Source organism: Candidatus Dadabacteria bacterium (assembly GCA_009840385.1).
Classification (GTDB): Bacteria; Desulfobacterota_D; UBA1144; order Nemesobacterales; family Nemesobacteraceae; genus Nemesobacter; species Nemesobacter australis.
On the sequence record VXNX01000002.1, the window covers coordinates 24974 to 43142 of the forward strand.

22 protein-coding genes are annotated in these 18169 nt (G+C 47.6%); 19 read left to right on the forward strand and 3 right to left on the reverse strand.

Annotated elements, in window-relative coordinates; all coding sequences use genetic code 11:
• Positions 1 to 292: 292 nt before the first annotated feature.
• The 3 genes from F4X55_00725 (at position 293) to F4X55_00735 (ending at position 4775) form a co-directional block, all read left to right on the forward strand.
• Positions 293 to 1114, forward strand: a complete 822-nt coding sequence (locus F4X55_00725) for a hypothetical protein (protein MYC39533.1) — start codon at positions 293 to 295, stop codon at positions 1112 to 1114.
• Positions 1111 to 1938, forward strand: coding sequence for a helix-turn-helix domain-containing protein (locus F4X55_00730; protein MYC39534.1), 828 nt, complete (start codon positions 1111 to 1113; stop codon positions 1936 to 1938). The genes F4X55_00725 and F4X55_00730 overlap by 4 nt, the downstream gene beginning before the upstream one ends.
• A gap of 299 nt (positions 1939 to 2237) precedes the next feature.
• Complete coding sequence (locus tag F4X55_00735) at positions 2238 to 4775, forward strand: hypothetical protein (protein ID MYC39535.1); 2538 nt, start codon at positions 2238 to 2240, stop codon at positions 4773 to 4775.
• A gap of 296 nt (positions 4776 to 5071) precedes the next feature.
• Here the strand turns inward: F4X55_00735 and F4X55_00740 are convergent, their stop codons facing one another.
• Entirely contained in the window at positions 5072 to 5305 is a 234-nt protein-coding gene (locus F4X55_00740; GenBank protein MYC39536.1) for a hypothetical protein, read from the reverse strand.
• Between the two features lie 411 nt (positions 5306 to 5716).
• Between F4X55_00740 and F4X55_00745 the strand changes: the two genes are divergently transcribed.
• Positions 5717 to 5956 carry a hypothetical protein gene (locus F4X55_00745; protein MYC39537.1) on the forward strand — a complete coding sequence of 80 codons (240 nt, stop codon included), beginning with the start codon at positions 5717 to 5719 and terminating at the stop codon, positions 5954 to 5956.
• A 28-nt stretch (positions 5957 to 5984) separates the two neighbouring features.
• Here F4X55_00745 and F4X55_00750 read toward each other — a convergent pair whose 3' ends face one another.
• Entirely contained in the window at positions 5985 to 7199 is a 1215-nt protein-coding gene (locus F4X55_00750; protein ID MYC39538.1) for an IS200/IS605 family element transposase accessory protein TnpB, read from the reverse strand.
• A 266-nt stretch (positions 7200 to 7465) separates the two neighbouring features.
• Between F4X55_00750 and F4X55_00755 the strand changes: the two genes are divergently transcribed.
• The 6 genes from F4X55_00755 to F4X55_00780 all read left to right on the forward strand — a co-directional run bounded on the left by F4X55_00755 (position 7466) and on the right by F4X55_00780 (position 10649).
• Positions 7466 to 8044, forward strand: a complete 579-nt coding sequence (locus tag F4X55_00755) for a hypothetical protein (GenBank protein MYC39539.1) — start codon at positions 7466 to 7468, stop codon at positions 8042 to 8044.
• Positions 8041 to 8577 carry a hypothetical protein gene (locus F4X55_00760; protein ID MYC39540.1) on the forward strand — a complete coding sequence of 179 codons (537 nt, stop codon included), beginning with the start codon at positions 8041 to 8043 and terminating at the stop codon, positions 8575 to 8577. Before F4X55_00755 ends, F4X55_00760 begins: the two co-directional genes overlap by 4 nt.
• A gap of 391 nt (positions 8578 to 8968) precedes the next feature.
• Positions 8969 to 9187, forward strand: a complete 219-nt coding sequence (locus tag F4X55_00765; protein MYC39541.1) for a hypothetical protein — start codon at positions 8969 to 8971, stop codon at positions 9185 to 9187.
• A gap of 215 nt (positions 9188 to 9402) precedes the next feature.
• Positions 9403 to 9867 (forward strand): hypothetical protein, encoded by a 465-nt coding sequence (locus F4X55_00770; protein MYC39542.1) that lies wholly within the window; start codon positions 9403 to 9405, stop codon positions 9865 to 9867.
• Between the two features lie 42 nt (positions 9868 to 9909).
• Positions 9910 to 10314, forward strand: coding sequence for a hypothetical protein (locus tag F4X55_00775; GenBank protein MYC39543.1), 405 nt, complete (start codon positions 9910 to 9912; stop codon positions 10312 to 10314).
• Positions 10311 to 10649 carry a hypothetical protein gene (locus F4X55_00780; GenBank protein ID MYC39544.1) on the forward strand — a complete coding sequence of 113 codons (339 nt, stop codon included), beginning with the start codon at positions 10311 to 10313 and terminating at the stop codon, positions 10647 to 10649. Before F4X55_00775 ends, F4X55_00780 begins: the two co-directional genes overlap by 4 nt.
• A 218-nt stretch (positions 10650 to 10867) precedes the next feature.
• Here F4X55_00780 and F4X55_00785 read toward each other — a convergent pair whose 3' ends face one another.
• Positions 10868 to 11059 carry a hypothetical protein gene (locus F4X55_00785; protein MYC39545.1) on the reverse strand — a complete coding sequence of 64 codons (192 nt, stop codon included), beginning with the start codon at positions 11057 to 11059 and terminating at the stop codon, positions 10868 to 10870.
• Positions 11060 to 11111: 52 nt separating this feature from the next.
• Between F4X55_00785 and infA the strand changes: the two genes are divergently transcribed.
• From infA to F4X55_00830, 9 genes are all read left to right on the forward strand, one after another.
• Positions 11112 to 11330: a translation initiation factor IF-1 gene (gene infA, locus F4X55_00790; GenBank protein MYC39546.1), complete on the forward strand. Its 219-nt coding sequence runs from the start codon at positions 11112 to 11114 to the stop codon at positions 11328 to 11330.
• A gap of 79 nt (positions 11331 to 11409) precedes the next feature.
• Positions 11410 to 11595 (forward strand): hypothetical protein, encoded by a 186-nt coding sequence (locus F4X55_00795; GenBank protein ID MYC39547.1) that lies wholly within the window; start codon positions 11410 to 11412, stop codon positions 11593 to 11595.
• A gap of 171 nt (positions 11596 to 11766) precedes the next feature.
• A complete protein-coding gene (locus F4X55_00800) occupies positions 11767 to 12291 on the forward strand; it encodes a hypothetical protein (GenBank protein ID MYC39548.1) in 525 nt (174 codons plus the stop codon).
• 132 nt (positions 12292 to 12423) lie between these two features.
• A complete protein-coding gene (locus F4X55_00805) occupies positions 12424 to 13044 on the forward strand; it encodes a ParA family protein (GenBank protein MYC39549.1) in 621 nt (206 codons plus the stop codon).
• Between the two features lies 1 nt (position 13045).
• Positions 13046 to 13318, forward strand: coding sequence for a hypothetical protein (locus F4X55_00810; GenBank protein MYC39550.1), 273 nt, complete (start codon positions 13046 to 13048; stop codon positions 13316 to 13318).
• 202 nt (positions 13319 to 13520) lie between these two features.
• The gene (locus F4X55_00815; protein MYC39551.1) at positions 13521 to 13721 is read left to right on the forward strand and encodes a hypothetical protein; all 201 of its coding nucleotides are present in this window, start codon (positions 13521 to 13523) and stop codon (positions 13719 to 13721) included.
• 343 nt (positions 13722 to 14064) lie between these two features.
• On the forward strand, positions 14065 to 15141 hold the full coding sequence (locus F4X55_00820) for a DUF4268 domain-containing protein (protein MYC39552.1): 1077 nt from the start codon (positions 14065 to 14067) through the stop codon (positions 15139 to 15141).
• A gap of 376 nt (positions 15142 to 15517) precedes the next feature.
• Complete coding sequence (locus F4X55_00825) at positions 15518 to 16063, forward strand: hypothetical protein (GenBank protein ID MYC39553.1); 546 nt, start codon at positions 15518 to 15520, stop codon at positions 16061 to 16063.
• Positions 16064 to 16078: 15 nt separating this feature from the next.
• The gene (locus F4X55_00830) at positions 16079 to 17815 is read left to right on the forward strand and encodes a DUF262 domain-containing protein (GenBank protein MYC39554.1); all 1737 of its coding nucleotides are present in this window, start codon (positions 16079 to 16081) and stop codon (positions 17813 to 17815) included.
• The last annotated feature ends 354 nt before the right edge of the window (positions 17816 to 18169 follow it).

The following is an 18169-nucleotide window of genomic DNA, read 5'->3' on the forward strand; positions in this document are numbered from 1 at the left end:
GCTTTTATTCTGCACGGGGGGTAGGGGGGCCGAATTACATAATTCTTCTCTTATATAAGAGTACTTATATAGCGCGAAACGCGCTTTCAACAAACCCTGTAAAATCAAGGGTTCACATACTTATTAAGAATAAGGGGATGGCGCTATGGGAATTTTGCATGGCGCTATGGGAATTTTGCATGGCACTATGGGAATTTTACTTTTGCTTCAAAAATCGAGTTATCCACAGGTTATCCACAATTGCTATTTGACCAGAAATTATAGTGGATCCTAAAATTTGACGCTGAAGATTATGATAAAAGGAGGGGCTCCCTTGAGAATCAATACACCGCAACCCAAGCATAAAGGCATCTATATCGTTACGAATAGAATCAACGGCAAGCAGTTCGTCGGTATGGATAGCAATATGCCTTTGCGGTTTTATCAACACGTCACAGGGACCGCAAAGTGCCAAGTGCTACACGAAGCCTTATCCGATACCGGACTCGAAAACTGGTCAGTCCAATTCGTGCCGTATCCAGGGCTTTCGCTCAAAGACCTGCAAGCCATAAAACGATGGTACATCGGTCAGCGAAAGACGGAACACCCGAACGGCTATAACACGCCTCTGAGGTCAAACGGGAACCCAGAACAGTCGGAGAACCTCTTGAAGTTCTTGAATAACGCTGACCTGAAAGCACAAGTCCGAGAACGACGGCGGAAATCGGGGGCATTGCTGGAAACCATCGCGGCGGAATTCGGACTCTCGATCGACAAGGTAGGCAGGTGGTGTCGGGACATCCAGGATGTCAAAGCCGTGAGAGATTATCCCGTGAAAACACAGGTCCGGGAACGGCGGAAAGCCGGCGCAACCCTACAAGTCATCGCGGCGGAATTCGATATCTCAATCAGTACGGCATCTCGGTGGTGTGAGGACATCAAGATCCTCTCGGCTACAGAAACGGAAATCATCGGTTTGTTGGCGGATGGGCAGCTATGGACACCCTCTGACATCCAGCAGTATTCCAAAGTTAAGAGGCAAGCCGTCATGCTCACACTCAGAAGTCTTGTGGAAAATGGGCTAATTACGAAAGTCAAAAAAGGATGCTATCAGAAAGTTGGTGAAGGAGCATGAAAAATATCGACATCAACCAAATCAAATACCTCTACTATGATGAGGAAAAGAGCAGCATCGAGATCGCAAAGATCTTCGACTGCTCTCCAGCGACCATCCGCAACTGGATGAAAAAGCACAACCTGCCCCGCAGACCCAAAAAAGAAGCGCACAAAAACCAGACGGGCCCACCGGGTATTGACATAGACCTCGATGAACTCGTGCGGCTTTACTTTGAAAAGCAGCTCCCGCTTGCCGTTATCGGCGCACAGAAGGGCACCTCCGGCACGACCATCCGTTCAAAACTTCTGAAAGCTGGCTACACCCTCAGAAGTGATAGAATCCGTTCCTCAAAGTTCACAGACACAGATGTTTCGGAGATGGAACGTCTCTATCTCGAAGAAGAACTTGCACTTCAAATGATCGCGGAACGCTTTAAATGCACTGCAGTTACCGTCGGAACACAACTCAAAAAGCGGGGCATTCGATTGCGGAACCCCAAGCAAGCGCAGGTCCTCCGGCAGAAGAAAGAAAAGGCAGGCGTTGAAGAGTCCGTAAAGTCTGCTAAAGTTGGGAAGTCTGATAGCGTTGAAAAAACGCCGCTTCCCAACTCGCAAACTTCTGAACTTCCGAACTCGCAAACTTTTTCCAAAACCTATACGCCTCCGAAACGATTCGGAAAGGTGTTTGAGCCGATCCCCTTGATACCGCCAGAGGAGGTAACCCCTGAACGTATCCTGCAATTGCGTCAGGAGGACGACCTCACGCTTGACGACATCGCAGCTGTGTGTTCCCTTTCAACGGTGGATGTCTACAATATTTTAATAGAAAACGGGAGTCTTTGATATGCACACTGAATCTCTCACAACGCATAACACCAGTCCAAAGAAAGAAAGTTTCAAAGTCTCCTAAAGTGCCTAAAGTCTGTAAAGTTGCAAGAGGCACTTGGATGTTCCAAACATAAGTTCGAACTTCCGAACTTGCAAACTTTAGTACACTTGCAAACTTTTTCCTGCTTAGATATTCAAGATTTAAGAAAAAGCGTAACGTGTAAATTGATCCACAGAATTGTTGTAAGAATGAACGACCCCGAATAACAGAAAAAGGAGCGGACGGACCGCTCCTTTACAAAACCGGAGAAACCATGTTCGGCTTTGTGCTATCCATTCTAACACGAAGCCGAGCCGAAAGTCAAGAGGAGACTTTTACAATGGCAGCCAACCGATACGGCCAGATATGGCACGGCGACCACCACCACATTAATATCCGTTTCCCCTCAAATGAGGCGAGACTGAAATTCCAAAGCGAGTTTGAGGCATACCACGCTTCACACGACCACGACGGCGACATCCCAATCTTCAAGTGCGTCACCACGAAAGACCTCAAACTCAGCACCGGTAGTCGGCGTCCACAGGACCTCGTCAAAGCGGAAACCGACAAGGACTACCGAATCACCATAGACGGTTATAGCTGGAACGAGATACACGATTATCATAACCCATCGGGTTACAGAGATTATTCTTGGTATCGTGTCCCAACGTGCTGCGTGCCGCCGACTATCGTCATAGATCGGGAATTCGTCGATTCCGGTACACTCCAGCGGCACAAACTCTCCGCCTTGTTCACCGATATGCCGGACGATGACTTCAAGAAACTCTGCGCCTCTATCGAGGCAAACGGGTTCATAGAACCTGTCATCCGCATCTATGAAGGACAAATCCTTGACGGCTGGCACCGATACCGCGCGGCGAAGGAATTGAACCTCATCCGCAAGTTGAAGTTCCAGGAATGGAATGAGCGGGACGAAGGCGATCCCGCGATGTTTGTGCTGGCACGGAACATCGAACGCCGGCACTTGACACCCGGACAGCGAGGGGTGATCGTCGTGGAGATGAACAATTGGCTGGCGCGCGGGGATGTTGATTCACAGCGCGACGATGCACCAAATGGTGTATCGCAACCCAAATCCAAAGCGGAGATGGCAGAACAGGCGGGTGTTGGTCTTGGGACAATCGACCGCGCCAAAGCCGTATCCCGCGCACGGCGATCCGATGAGGTCATTGCTGGTGAGAAGTCTGTGGGCGAAGTGCTTGAGGAACAGAGAGCGAAAGCGGACACTGAGCGGGAGGCTGCGATCGATGCCGTGAAGTCTCGCTTTCATATTGCAGTGGGCGCATGGCACACCTCCCAAATCGAACGCCTTCAGAAATTTGAGAGGCTCCCCGTCGGTCGAACGCCGCTGATTGAATCGGAATACATCAAGACCTATTTTGAACTCGCGGACCCCCGAATCCCACAGAACACGAAACCGACCGCTGCGCATTATGAGGGTGCGATTGAATGTATGCGGGATCGTCCCGTCGCTTTCGCTGAACAACTCGAAGGACGGCACTACCGGAGGATCATCAAGGACTGGGATGAATCCGTGCTACCGCAACTCATCAAACGGTTTCAGGGTCCGATTCTCGGGTATTCGAGAAGTCAGCTGAAGGCAGACGCATTTCAGGTTCGTATCCGGCAAGCCATTCGGAGGCAATACGCGTTTCAAGGCAGGATCCCCTCGCAACCCTTTGAAGTCCTATTTGAGATTACCGAGGACGCTCACGCAGTGCTTATTCAGTTCAACCCGAAAGAGTGGGTTCGGGATGGACGCGAAATTTCGTGGGCGGTGTCAGTCTTACCAGAACCTATAGATACGCCGGAAACCGAAGCAGAGGATCGGAAAAGTGCGGTTCTCGCAACAAGTGGCGAGAACGTTAACCCTGTTGCTCACAGACGAAGGAATGAGCAACAGGCGCACTTTTCCGAGATGGTTTCCGATGAGAAATCTGCCCCTGAAGCTGTTTCTGAAGAAACCGTCAAAGGGTTGTGGGGACTGGTCACGGCAGAGATGAAGGCGTGGAAGGCACGGGACAAGGAGACATGTAGGTTTGCGTCTGATCACATCGGTAAAGCCTCAAAATCTATGCTGATTACGGCACTCCGAAAATATGAGGAGCGTGATGACAAAGGCGCAGCAACGGCAAGAGAACTCAGGGACCTGTTGAGATTGATGAAGACAGATTCCTTTGCTTTCATCTTGAATGTCCGCACAGTTCTTTCGGACGGGTTGAAGACCGAAATAGAACTCGAATCCGCACACGGCACTGCTGAGGAGGTTTCCCCGATGGACCCCGTTTGGGATGCGTTCAACGAACGCCATCCGAAATGGAAAGCCTGGTATGCTGAATCAGGCTACGAGGAAAACGAGCTTATCCAAGCGTCTACCGAGTCAGAACTGTTAGAGGCTCTGCGCGTCTACCGAGAAAGCGATCGGGAAGGGATGCCAACCGCGGATGAAGTCAAAGATATGACCAACCTCATGAAACAGCAGTCATATCCGTTGGCAGTATATCTGCGGAATCTATTGAGAGAAAGCGGAGTCTCCGATACCCTCGCGCCGTCTGCTGATGAGGACGAAGCGGAACAGGATCCTTTCCATGATGTGGACCTCGAGGCTGTGAAAGCCGATCTTGAAGCACTCCTCAAAAAGGTCATGCCCGTGGAGAAACACCCGCTCTGGCACCAAATCTGTGAGAATATTAACGATGCCTACTTGGACTATGAAAATCTCCCTGACGATCGTGAGATTTTCGCAATCCTGTTAGACTGCGCACTCACAGCGATTGACGAACTCACTTAAGGAAGAAGGAAAAAGTTTGCAAGTGTACTAAAGTTTGCAAGTTCAGAAGCGTAGGAGAGATGTTTGAAACTTTCTTTTTCTCTTGCAACTTTACAGACTTTAGGCACTTTAGGAGACTTTGAAACTTTCTTTTCCGAACTTCGGGAGTGGTGGTATACGAAAGAAACAGGTATCTACATGATAGAGGAAGGCTTAGAATGAGCGAAAAACCTACAGAACGCAGGACATCGGCCCTTGAAACGCTGAAACAGGAGCTACTTGACGACCACTGGCGACATTGCTACAGTTGGAAAGGGTTATCTCCCGTTAAAATCGCAAAACAGCAGGGATGTTCCCCAGACGACGTGCGTTCCCTGATGTTTGAGATCCAGAAGGAAAACCCACCCAAACCGAAGGAAACCAACCACAGAAAGAGCACCTGTAAGTATTGCGGTGCTGAAATCGTTTGGATCGGGAAGCATCCCTGCGATCCGCCAGTGCTCAAAGGCGTTACCGCGGATGAGAAAGTTCACGCCTTCCGGCAGAGCCATTTTGCGACCTGCCCGCGGGCAAATCAAGCGAGAACGGATACCAGAACCCGGTAGGAGCGGTTTCTAACCGCTCCGGGAACTCAAAGGAAAAAAATCATCATGATAGATCTTTTAGATTTTATGCTCATACTCGGAACCGTTTTTATTGGATTTCTGCCCTCACGGAGCGATAGACCCCGATGGAAACTCTAAAATACGTGCAACCCCGCACCTGTGCAGATGTGAAATTGTGCAAGTGTGCACACCTGCAGACCTGCAATCCCCGTAGGGGGTTTTTGCTTGGGTATTTCTTCGTAGGTCCCCTCGTCCGTTCCCGAAGCGCGTAGCCTGCAACAACGGCGTAGGCGGATATACGGAATGGAACGGGAAGGTCCCAACCGTCCTAACCGAACCGCAAGGAATAATTAAAAAATGAAAATTACGAAACACGCGTTCCAGGACTTGATCCAGATGGAACGAGAAGCACAGATAGCAAAGTGGGGACACCAAGAACATCCCGACGAGAAATGGGGGATGATTCTCCTCGAAGAAGCCGGAGAGGTGGCTAAGGCTGTCTTAGAGAAAAATGACGCAGCACTGCTGGAAGAAATGGTCCAGGTTGCCGCTGTTCTTGAAGCATGGATCACCTCACGTCAATGTACCCCCGCCTAAAGGCAGGTGGCTTGTTAAGAAAACAAGCCTATCGGTCTACCGATAAGTTTCTCGCTTCACAGAGGTTGGTAACCCAACGCTCTCCACGATGGGCGCAAGCCGCCCGAAAGAGTATGTTTAAGGCAGCATTGTGGTCTCGGTCTAAAACCGTGCCACAAAACTGACATTCAAAAGTGCGTATCGCTAAAGAGAGTTTCTTTGTTGACTTCTTACCGCAGGCAGAGCAAGTTTGCGAAGTATCTTTGGGATTCACTGAGTGGAAATGGAAACCGTCTCTTTCGGCTATGTTTCCAGCCCATTCAAAGAACTTCCCCCAAGACGCGTCGCTGATGCTCTTGCTGAGGTGTGTTTTCTTTACCATGTTGGAAATGCCCAAGTCTTCAGTGACAAGGACGTTATTTTTCTGATGATGGAAAAGTTTGAAAACCAATTTACCGATAAAGTCTTTACGTTTGTTAGCCGTCCGTTCATGGTGCAACGCAATCGCATGCACGGCTTTCTGCCAACGTTGGCTACCTTTCTTTCGGCGTGCCATCGTCTGGTTGTGCTTGTGCAGCAGTCCTTCTGCTTGACGATACCAGCGGGGGTTATCTTCCTTTTCGCCTTCGGAAGTCGTCAAATAATGCACAGTGCCAACGTCAACGCCAACAGCGTCTGTTGGTTCAACTTTCGAGGTATCGGGGAGTTCACAGGTAATATGAGCATACCAGCCAGACGCTTTCTTGACGAGTGTAACTTCTTTCGGGTCACCGACAAAGGGACGGTGCATGCGTATCTTGACTTCACCAAGTTTTGGCACTTTCAAGCGATTATGGCGGAAATCCGTTTCTATTATCGGATTTTGGCGGACACGTTTGAATCCGCCTGTCGCTTTATCCTTGACTTTGTGTTTTCGCAAGCACCACGTCAGAGAACGCACACGCGTTTTGTAGCGAGGGTATCCCTTTTTCTCTGCGCCTTCTTTGCAACGCCGACGGAACGCATCAAAGGCTTTGTCAACGCGCTTGAGGACAGAAACTTGGAAATCTTGAGGCACGGCGCGAAAATCGTCATATTTCTCACGCGCTGCTGTCAAAAGTTTCTCTTGCTCACCTTGAGAAACAAAACGCCCCTCTTCCTCGTAGGCATACTTGCGATTATTGCGGGCAGAATTCTGCAACTCACACAAGTGGTCAAAGTAGTCAAACAATGTTCGTGCCTGTGTTTTCGTCGGATACACAGGGTACTTAAAGGTTAATTTCATGGACGCTCACGTATCACGTATTTATCCCCTACAGAGTGGGAGGCAGACACGTTACCAAGCGGTAACGCTCTGTATGTCTGCCAACGTGATACATCTATTAAACCATATTTTCGTAGAAAAGTCAAGTGTTTTTTTCAAAAAACGCTATGGTCTAACACACGAGGGCGAGCATTCCTCCCCCGCCTTAAAAGGCGAGGCTTCCTGCTCGTTTAATCTGGTGATTGGGAATAAGGAGTGAACTGTGATAGTTTTTGAGATTGTTTACTATGGAACGCTCGTGCCTTCTGCGGAGATCGCCGATTTGCCCGCAGTTTTCCATAGAAAAAGTGTGGACGCTGCGAAAAGAGTCGTCGATACGGCACTCAAAAAACTACCGGCGTTACAAGGACTTCAGTTGTCGCAATGGTATCGTGCCGAAGCTCCAGAAACTTGGCACAATTTCCCACCAGGGACAACTTACGCATATCTCTTTAAAGGGGTCGTCGGACATCCCTTCCAAGTCTATATGCGGTATCCAATATGAGATGGGAGTTGAAATGACTGAATTCACCTACGAAGAAATCGAATTCCAAATCCTCGTTCGTGAAAGATTTTACCACTACAAGCAAAAGGTATCGCTGGCGTATCTCGTTATTGACATCGGTATCGACTGGGCTTCTATCGTTGTCCATCGCAAGCCCGGAACACCTGACGATCGTTGGTTCGTTTCCGAGTTCACCACCGGGGGTGCCATTGACATCCCCGAGACCACATCCCGCGACGAAGCCGTTGCGTCCGCCATTGCCAAAATCAAGGCACTCGGTCGCGACACCTACAGAAAACGTATAGGAGGCAAACCTGAATGAAGACACGTTCTTTGGAATTATTTTTGAAAAAGCAAAAAAAGGATAATAGCACGCTCGGCTTTGTATGCTATGGAGGCGTGCGAAAGGAGTCCGCCCGGAAAGTCAAAGTGAGGCGATACTTCTTCTTTTTCGGTCAGAACAGCGTCCCCAAAATAGATATGATGTTCATCTATCGCGTACAGGATATCGAGGCACTCAAGCCTCACATCAAGGTCCGAAAGGCGATAAAGGAACAGGCACTGACAGCGATCAAAGCGCGCAAGGATCGTCCAGAGGTATTTACAAAAGCCGTTGGTGACCAGATAGCAGAACACAAGCCAGCGGATGTGACACTCATATTCAGAACAGGGCACGTCCTCCGCGGAAAGGTTTTGGGACAGACCCGGTACGAACTCTTGTTAGAAGTTGCGAACTGCCAGATTTTTGTGTTTAAACACGGTTTGCTTGAAATCCAGATGCATGGCAAGTGTCAGGGCTCCCAGAAGAAACTGAAAAAGGTAGAGTGTAGCACAAACTTTCCAGTTTGTGCATAGCATCAGACTGAAACGTCAATGGAAACAGTCGCGCAGAAAGGAAAGAAAATGAGAAATGTCGTGAAACTTCACAAACGGGCTGTCGAGCACCACACCACAAGTATACCGATGACCTCTTGTCAGATCCACGCCGAGATCGTTGACGCTTTTAAATCAAAAAGGTGGCTTTTCGATTTCACGCATCAGCAAGTCGCCAAAATGCTATCGGATCTCGCCTGGTATGGACGTATCCAGTCGAAAACGATTCTATATCGTGATGGCAGAACACCCAAAATCATGTATTGGAAGGGTATCGATTACGATTGGGGTCGCGATTTATAACTGAAAACTTCGTAGCGCAAACTTTCCAGTTTGCGGCCTTAGACTGAAAACTCAAAAGGAGATATATAACATGGACGCACAACTCAAGAAAATCACAGTAACACCCGCGAAGTTCGATGAGGACGGGGTTTCCATCAAGTCATCAGAATTTGCGACCCTGACACTCGATGTTCCGTTGGATTCCACAGCACAGCGCGAGGCGATTGTGGAACTCATGACGTTGCTCGACAGCGAATGGGTGGAAACCGAGATTCAAAGTCGCCAGCAACGGATGAAGATGGCGGGGTAATCCGAAACATGAAATATGTCATTGGTAAAACCAATATGCCTGGCTCAGCGGGAGTCATACTGACAATCGATAACTAATACCATTTCTGATTGAAAATGTTTCAATAAACGAGCTCTTTGTAGCATAGGAGACCGTTGGTCTCCTGTGCAGTCTTTGAGGCGATCTGTCAATGCGATATAATCTCTTAGAAATGGTATAACAGGAGCTTTGATCAGATGCCAAGTAATTGGAATTTAGCAGATAGGATTATTGATTGTTTCTCGGATGTTATAGGATTCGATGAAACAGGGGACATGGACACTTTACAAAAAAAATTGATTGCACATACAGAGGCAGAAGTGGAATGGGAGACTGTCCGATATAAGGGTATGTTCGGAAGTCCCGATGCCACTGGCGAAGAAAAAAGGCAACTTTACGAAGTAGACCATGACAGCCTGTCAAAATACTTGGGATTCTCGACAATTGCGTTTGAAGCCCGTTTGAATGATAGGGATGAGGTCCGAGCGAAGAATCAAGTTGTAAACGGAATCGGATTTAGAGGCTGGGCGAGTATTTGGTCTCATTTCCGGGTGGAAATAGATATGGGGGGTACACTGTGGATCCCGGTGAGTTGCAGAGGTAGCATTTTGACGAAACCTCAAAGGGATTTGGTTGAAGTCGCATTGAGAAAAGCAGGGTAAAGTCCAATACTCCGTTGTTTAACCGCAAGGAAAAATTAAAATATGAAAAGGTTTCACGGCAAAATTGAAGTCTTTCGGCATGCTGAGGAGGAGTGGCACCCTGAAAAAAGGGAGATCTATGCAGAATACTTTGAAGCGAAAACCATCCAGTCGGCGAAGTCGAAACTCACAAAGATCGCAAACGAGACAGAACTCTTCTCGTGGGTGCAGTCTTGGGATAACGCAACCCGCACCTACACCGGTAAAGACCTGCGCTGGAAACCCTGGGGGTCTGTGTGCGGATACAAACAGAAGGATGGTACCGAAGTCGCCTACAGTACCCGGAAGGCGGAACGCGTCTCCGGTGAACAGATATACCCAGAAGGTTACGGGAAATACGGAAAAAGCGTCGGGTATGTTGTCCAGATGACGGTTTATTGGAAATATCAGGAGGAGGAAACCAAATGATTATCGGACGGTTGGAAGACTACATCGAGAGAATCAAGCGAGACTTGCGAATATGGCAGCGGCAGGATGCAACCCTGCAGCTGTCTACAGGGGGCGCGTCGCTATTTGTCACCGCACTCTATGAAAGCATAGCGTTATCAGGCGCGGATATACCCACCGAACAAGATTATCAGGAATATCCGGATGAGGTGTTCGTTGAACTGCAAAAACGCGTGAGCGTCCGCGACCCACAGCTGAAGCAGCGAATTCTCGCATACTACGAAAAACACGACCCCCGCGCAAAAGCAGCAGCGGCGGCACAACTCACGCTTTTTTATAGTGGATCCGAAAAATAAATGGACACTTTCCGCCCCCGGTAGGTTCGGTTTCCTAACCGAACCGGCACAGGATGTCCTATTAATTCTAAACTTTACTATAATTGGGAGGCTGCGTCGTGACAGACATAACCTTGCGAATAGACGACATCCACAAACTCATAAAGCTGATATCAGACTCGGAGATACCAATGGTCAAAACCACCCACATCCCATTCCTTGAAAATTTGTGTGTCTTGTTAATCTGCCACGACGCACGCTTTGATGACTTCACAGAGCATCTCACCACGCTCTATGACCCCTGTGTGGATACCGTTCATGTGTGTGTGTCCAAAGAACTGAACCTTTTTAAGCGGGCAAAACTCATGCAGCAGATCCGAGATATGTTTACCGATGCCGATATCCACATCCGAAACGTGACCGAATCCCAAATCAAACTCTTGGCATTCTATATCTATGTCTATGCCACCCCGGAGGAAAACAATGAGACTCTACCAACGCGCCATCGTCACCCAAGTCCTCAAGGGCGGGACGTTCCGATGCTACCTACAAGACAACGAGAACCACGAAGTCAACGCCTATCCCTGCGGGAACATGCGCAGACACCGGATTTTCCTCTGCGCGGGTGATGAAGTCACCCTCGAACTCAGTCCCTACGATCTTAGAAGGGGAAGGGTCGTTTGGCGACAACCCGTTCAATAAGATTTTATGGATAGCTCGTAATGAAGAGGAACATTATTCATCAGACCTACCTGACCGAACCGCAAGGAATAATTAAAAAATGATTTCCGAACTACACTTCAAAAACTTAGAGAACGCCAATCGTGAGTTAGCGATGCGTTTCGAGAAACTCCGCAACGCCCGCGCCAGTCTCGATACACAGAGCATCAAGCATGCCGCAATGGAGTACTTTCAGGCAGTCCAACGCCTCAACGCAGCGATCGAAGACGCACTCAGCAAGGGGTAACCGCCAATTGTGGGGGTTACCGCTCACACCTGCACACGTAACCCTGTGCAGACGTGCAAGTGTGCACACCTTCAGAATATCAACCCGCTCTTTGTAGTATAACCTGTTAGGGTGTGCCTGCTCCCTGCTTGCGTCCCGCCTTACCGTTAAAAATCATCAACAATGAGAAATATGAAACACCCCACACGCCAACAACGCCGAAAACAGACACGACAGTTCAATAAAAAAATCAAGAAAGAGGGCAATTCGTTGCTCGGACGAAAGCTTCTTGATGACAAATCCGATTTCGAGGCGTACACCCCCTCAAGTCAACATCCAGCCGTAATGCCTTTTTGCATGGTCTTCAAAGAGCAGTCCGATCTCAATAACTTTACCTTCAGTTGCCGAGAAGGTGCTGAAAGCTTTCAGGATAATGAACAACCGAAAATGATTGTCCTGATCCGAGAACCGCATATCGAATTACCCGCACCGAAACAGGAGATGATGAAGATCGCAACCCGTATCTTCAAAAAAGTTGCACCGAGTCGAACCTACATCTTCGTAGAGGCAGAAGGCACTCAAGAAACTGCAGATATTTCCGGTGCGATACGCGGGTTTCTCAGGAGACTCGGACGCGTCCCGGAAGACGCACCGCCCCCAGCATGGCTGTCGGAATATATCTATCAAGCGGAAAATCCCAACGATTTAAACACGTAACCCCTTCCAAAATCTAACGTTTTTATCTCTATGTGCAGAATATCACACCTGCACACTTGCACGATTTCACGTATGCACAATATCACACGTGCAGATGTGCACACGTGCAACCTTGCACAGATGGAGGTAAAAATGAAGACACTTGCAATCTTGAGCAGAAAAGGCGGAACCGGCAAAACAACCCTCGCAACGCATCTGTCCGTTGCCGCGGAACGTGCCGGACACACGACCGCCCTCATAGACTTAGACCCACAGTCTTCCGCGGCGAAATGGCGCGACAACCGCGAAGGCGATACACCCGCAGTCATCTCGACACACTCGGAACGCTTACAACACATCCTGAAACTCGCCGAGGATAACGGCGCAACCTTCGCGATTCTGGATACCGCACCGCATACCGAAGTCGCAGCCCTCGAAGCGGCGCGGGCTTCCGATATGGCGCTAATGCCCTGTAGACCCTCACTCCTTGATCTACAGGCGATCGGCTCCACCATCGATGTCGCCCAACTCGCCAGAGTGCCGGCACACATCGTTTTCAACGCTGTGCCACCCCGCGGCGATCTCACTGAACAAGCGCGGCAAGCCGTAGAGATATATGATGTCCCGTGCGCACCCTGCGAGATCGGACACCGAATCGGGTTCGTCCATGCCTATAACGCGGGGCTGACTGTCCAAGAGTTTGAACCGAAGAGTAAAGCCAGCGATGAAATCAGCGCACTTTACACATACATCGCCAAAGAGATGGGAGTTTAATATGGCAGCAAAGAAAGTGAATCTCGCAAAAGTTTTCCAAGAGAACGAGCAGCCCCAGAAACCTGAACTGGAAGTCGTTGAATCTGCGCCGACCCACAAAAAGAAAATCGCACCGTCACGCGAAAACAAAAAACACATCGGAGGCTATTTTGACGAAGCCGTCTACCGGCAGATGAAACATATCGGTATCGAGAAGGGAATGACAACCCAAGAGATATTAGAGGACGCATTGAACGGTTTCTTTCAGCGCAACGATAAACCCCCGATTGCTTGAGGGTTACACCACTGGACAGGCGCAAGAAAGGCGTTACAGGGCATCCTCGTAAGATTAGGCGAGATCCCCTCACCCGCTGTCCTGTCCTTATGACTGATTTCCAAACCACCCCGTTTGTAGTAGTGCGATTTATCGCACGTTCCGAAATTACAAGAAACCGGACATAGCATCGTCAATTAACGAAAGGTCGACCTCCTAAAACATGCTTTCCGAATCACACTTCAAAAACGTAGAAAACGCTCATCGCGAACTCTCGCGCCGTTTTGAGAACCTCCGCAAAGCCCGCGCCAGTCGTGATCCGAAGGGTATCAAACGCGCTGAGATGGAGTACTACCAGTCGTTGCAGCACCTTTACGCCGCGGTCCAGGATGCCGTCGCTGACGGAAATCCCCATCCCCGGTAGGCTCGGTATCTAACCGCAAAAAATCCTTTTTTTTGATTTTTTTTTCAGATTATGCACGAAATCCGCGCAAAAGTGCAGTCTTTATAACCAAGGTGTGACTTTCACATAATTTGATCGCGCGTATATGGTGTTTCCGGTAAGAGTATCGCAGCATTTTCGGCACTTTTCCTTGACATCTAAAAGCGTCCCTTGTTATACTATTCCTAAGCTCGTGGACAGGGTTCTCACCTCAACGCTTCCCGCGTTGAGTCCTGTCCTACCCGTGAGAAGGTGCATACGAGCCAACGAGTGATACCCTCGTTTTACAAGATTGTCCTTGCGTAACACCTGGAAGGATATAAAAATGATAAAACGCCCAAACCGAACTGTACTGAATGATGCACTTGATGAATTTCGCGACGCAATGCGCACCTTTGTTGTCCGCGGTATGAGACGTGTTAGAGGGAAAACCGTCAAAGAGGCTATTTATGATTCCCTGTCACCGAATCAGGCAAGCCAGTTTAATAGAAACCTAAAAAATAAGGGCAGCATTGAAAGTGCGATTGACATCGGAGACTTCCCAAATCTTGTACGCAAAAACTGGCGGCAAGTTTTCAGCCAACAGTTTGGCGATAATATGAACGTGCAAAACGCGCTCTATATTATCAAAGAAGCGCGAGACAGTGCCGCGCACCCATCTACAGAGGATTTAGATGCTGAATATACGCGTGTGGCACTGTACCATATTGTAGACGTACTTGACAAAATCAACGCACCTGAAGCGAAAAAGAAAGTTAAAGAGTATCGAAAGAAACTTTTTAAATCTAAACCCTCACAATTGCCAAGCAATGAGCCACGGGAGGTAAGTCCGCCAAATATCGACGTGCCCCAAGACACTTTTGAGGAAGCAGAACTCGCAGCAAATCTGCAACAGGTGGACGGGAATGTGGTCAACTCACTATCGCCAGACCCGCGTCTGAGTCAAAAGGACAAGTATACCGCCTACTTTCAAGAATTGATAGATCAACTCCGAGAACAGCATAACTTTACAAGAGCGCGTCGGGCCTCGAAAGGTCAGGGGTACTACTCCTTTGCCTCAGGAGCTACAGGCATAAAATATACTGCAGGATTTAACAAGCCACAAATAGTGTATGTGAGACTGCGCATTGATTTCGGAGATCGCGAGGAAAACAAAAGTTTCTTTGATATCCTCAAAGAAAGGGAATCCTTGATCAATGCCCAATTTGATGTTCCGTTATCCTGGGAGCGACGCGACGATGTCTTAAAATGCCAAATTAATGTCAATCGCGAAGGTACTATTGATTCTGATCCGAGTGCGTTAGAAGCCTTCAGAGCATGGCATATTGAGAATCTACTCAAATTCAAAGCGGTGTTCACGCCTGAAATCCAACGGGCACGCGAAACCCTAAAATCCCAGTGAAGTCGCACCTAAATGACTAAGACGGACAGAAAATGTGGGGCGCGACATGATAATAACGAATCGTCAAGAGAATTGCCAAAACATATTTGAGGTGACCGATTATAGCGTTATGCAGACTATCACACTTGCAGATGTGAAATCGTGCAGGTGTGCACATCTTCACACGTGCCGCTACACATTTCTTGCGAAAATCGTTTACGCAGCAGGTGTAGAATAAAAGTGGGACATCTATTTGGTGCAGGAGTTGCTCGGTCACCCGAACATATCGACGACGCAAAATTATTTGGGAGTCAATTATGTGAATTCAAGAGCAGTGGTCGAATCGATGGCGTTAGTTTCTAAGTCTGACAGAAATGTTTTTAGGAGATAAATAGCAATGAATCAAAAGGCTGGAAGTGAAAACAAGAAACTCAATAATTTAGTTATTGCATCAATGTGGTCCACGGAAGCCCAAGTATGGATGGATACAGCAGTGCGTCTGGATTACGAAAGTAACCTCCAGGTGGAAAATAGGGGCTTTGATCTTAATAAACAGAACGTAGCACATGTATGTACAGGGTTAGCATTTGAATTGGCATACAAATCGTTGATAATTGCAGATTTTAAACCAATAAAAAAGACGCACTATGTTAAGAAATTGCACGGAATGCTAAAAACAGAAACAAAGAAAATAGTCGAAGGATACATTACGCATGCAGGATGGGAAGATAGCACTTCCCTGCTGAATTATCTCGACGAGACAATGACACATCCAGCTAGAAAATACTGGATGGATGATCCTTGTAAAGAGAAAAGAACCTCCGCTAAGTTTGTAAGAAAGGGAAAAGAGACAATACCTGAATTAGCACCTATATTGCACAAGTTAGTAAATTTGGGAGCAGAAAATCTGGAAAAATCAAGAAACTTGAAGTGCCAACGTTAACTTAAGGAGGTAAACATGAGTACTTTTCGTATTGACCAACCTTTCCTTCAAGATTTGCTCAAAGAAATAGGAAGTGGAAAGATACAATTACCTGATTTCCAGCGCGGTTGGGTATGGGACAATGATCGTATTCGAAGCCTTATCGCTAGCGTGTCTCGGAAATTTCCCATTGGTTCTGTGCTCACTCTCAAAGCTGAAGGCACAGATATCCGTTTCAAAACAAGACTCGTTGAGGGCGTTAATATTGTAGATGTTCATAAGGAACCCGAGACGCTCATACTTGATGGGCAACAACGGCTCACCGCGCTGTTTCAAACCTTAATGTCGAAAAACGGGGTTTTTACGAGGAGTGCTCGAGGTAGGACGAGGCGTTTATATTATTATTTGGACATGAAAGCATGTCTCGGAAATGAAACGGAGCGTGAGGAGGCTGTCGTTTCTTGTGGAGAAGATCGCCGTTTGCAAGTATCGACATCCAATCGAAAGGCAGAACCTATTGATCTCTCATCAATCCAAGACCAGTATGAAAACCACATGTTTCCAGTGCACCAGATTTTTGAATCTGCTGATTGGAGGCAGGGATACATGAAACATTGGAATCAGGATGCTGAGAAAATTGACTTGCTCTTTACATTTGAGACTAAGATAATTGAACCCTTTAATCGATACAATGTGCCTGTTATTGAGTTAGGTGGGGCCCCGAAAGAGTCCGTTTGCTTGATATTTGAGAAAGTAAACACTGGAGGGGTAACACTCACTGTGTTTGAACTTCTCACAGCATCCCTCGCTGCAGAAAACTTCCAATTACGTGACGATTGGGAACTTAGGCGGAAACGTCTCAGAAAGTATGAACTGCTTTGGAAACTTGATAGTATCAATTTTCTAAAGGCACTTACATTGGTCGCCACTAAAAACAAAGGCTCGGCAGTCAGTTGCAAGCGTAAGGAAATCCTAGAGTTGAATCGAGAGGATTATAAAGAATGGGCGGATCGAATCGAGACTGGATTTGTAAAGGCAGTCCGCTTTTTGCATAGACAGAAAATATTTAATGCAAAAGATGTCCCTTATTCCGCTCAACTTGTCCCACTTGCAGCGATTCTAACGGATTTAGGGCATCTAAGTGAAACGGAAGCAACTCAGCATAAAATTGCGCGTTGGTATTGGTGCGGTGTGCTGGGTGAGATGTACTCCCTTTCTACTGATACTCGAGCAGCTATTGATTTTTCTACAGTGCCTGTTTGGATAAAAGAAGATGGAAAAGAGCCACCAACGATCGCGGACGCGAGTTTCCAAGAGAAGCGTTTACCTGAGATCCGAACCCGTGGGAGTGCCTTGTATAAGGGAATCCATGCGTTGATTATGCACGACAGATGTTTAAGAAGATGCTGTGATTTTCGCACTGGTATACCTATCGATGAGAAAATATTCTTTGCGGACTGTATTGATATCCATCACATATTTCCGACAACCTGGTGTAAGAAAGAAGGCATTGCATCCGGGTACTACAATAGTATTATTAATAAAACGGCTATCTCGGCACGCACAAATCGTATGATAGGCGGACGCGCGCCTTCAGAGTATTTGCAAAGAATACAAAATGAAGCAGGGATAGAGGATGTTAAAATGAATGAGAGACTTGCTGCTCACCTCATCTGCGCTGATACTCTACGTGCTGATGATTTTTGGAGTTTCTATGAGGCCCGCAAAAAAGCACTGCTCGATATCGTCAAGAAAGCAATGAATGAAAAATAATCTGTGATGATTCATTTTTTTTGCCAGATCCTATAGGTTAGTTTTGTGTGTTTCTTTTTCTCAACAAACGTATCAAGCCAAGAGGGGATATACACCTTAAACAGCAGGAGCATGGAAATGACACGGAAAGAGATTCTCAGACGGTTTCAGGTGTTTATTGTCTGGGAACGCCACGGAGAACGTGCCCCCCATAAACCGTTGCTGATATTCTATGCTATTGGGAAATTGCTGCTGGGTGAAGAAAGGCTTTGCTATATAGGACTTACGCAATAATGTTTGACATAACCTCATAGAAGGGATAATATGTTCTGCGAGGAGGTTACTAAAAATGGTCAGACCCACACGTCTACATTA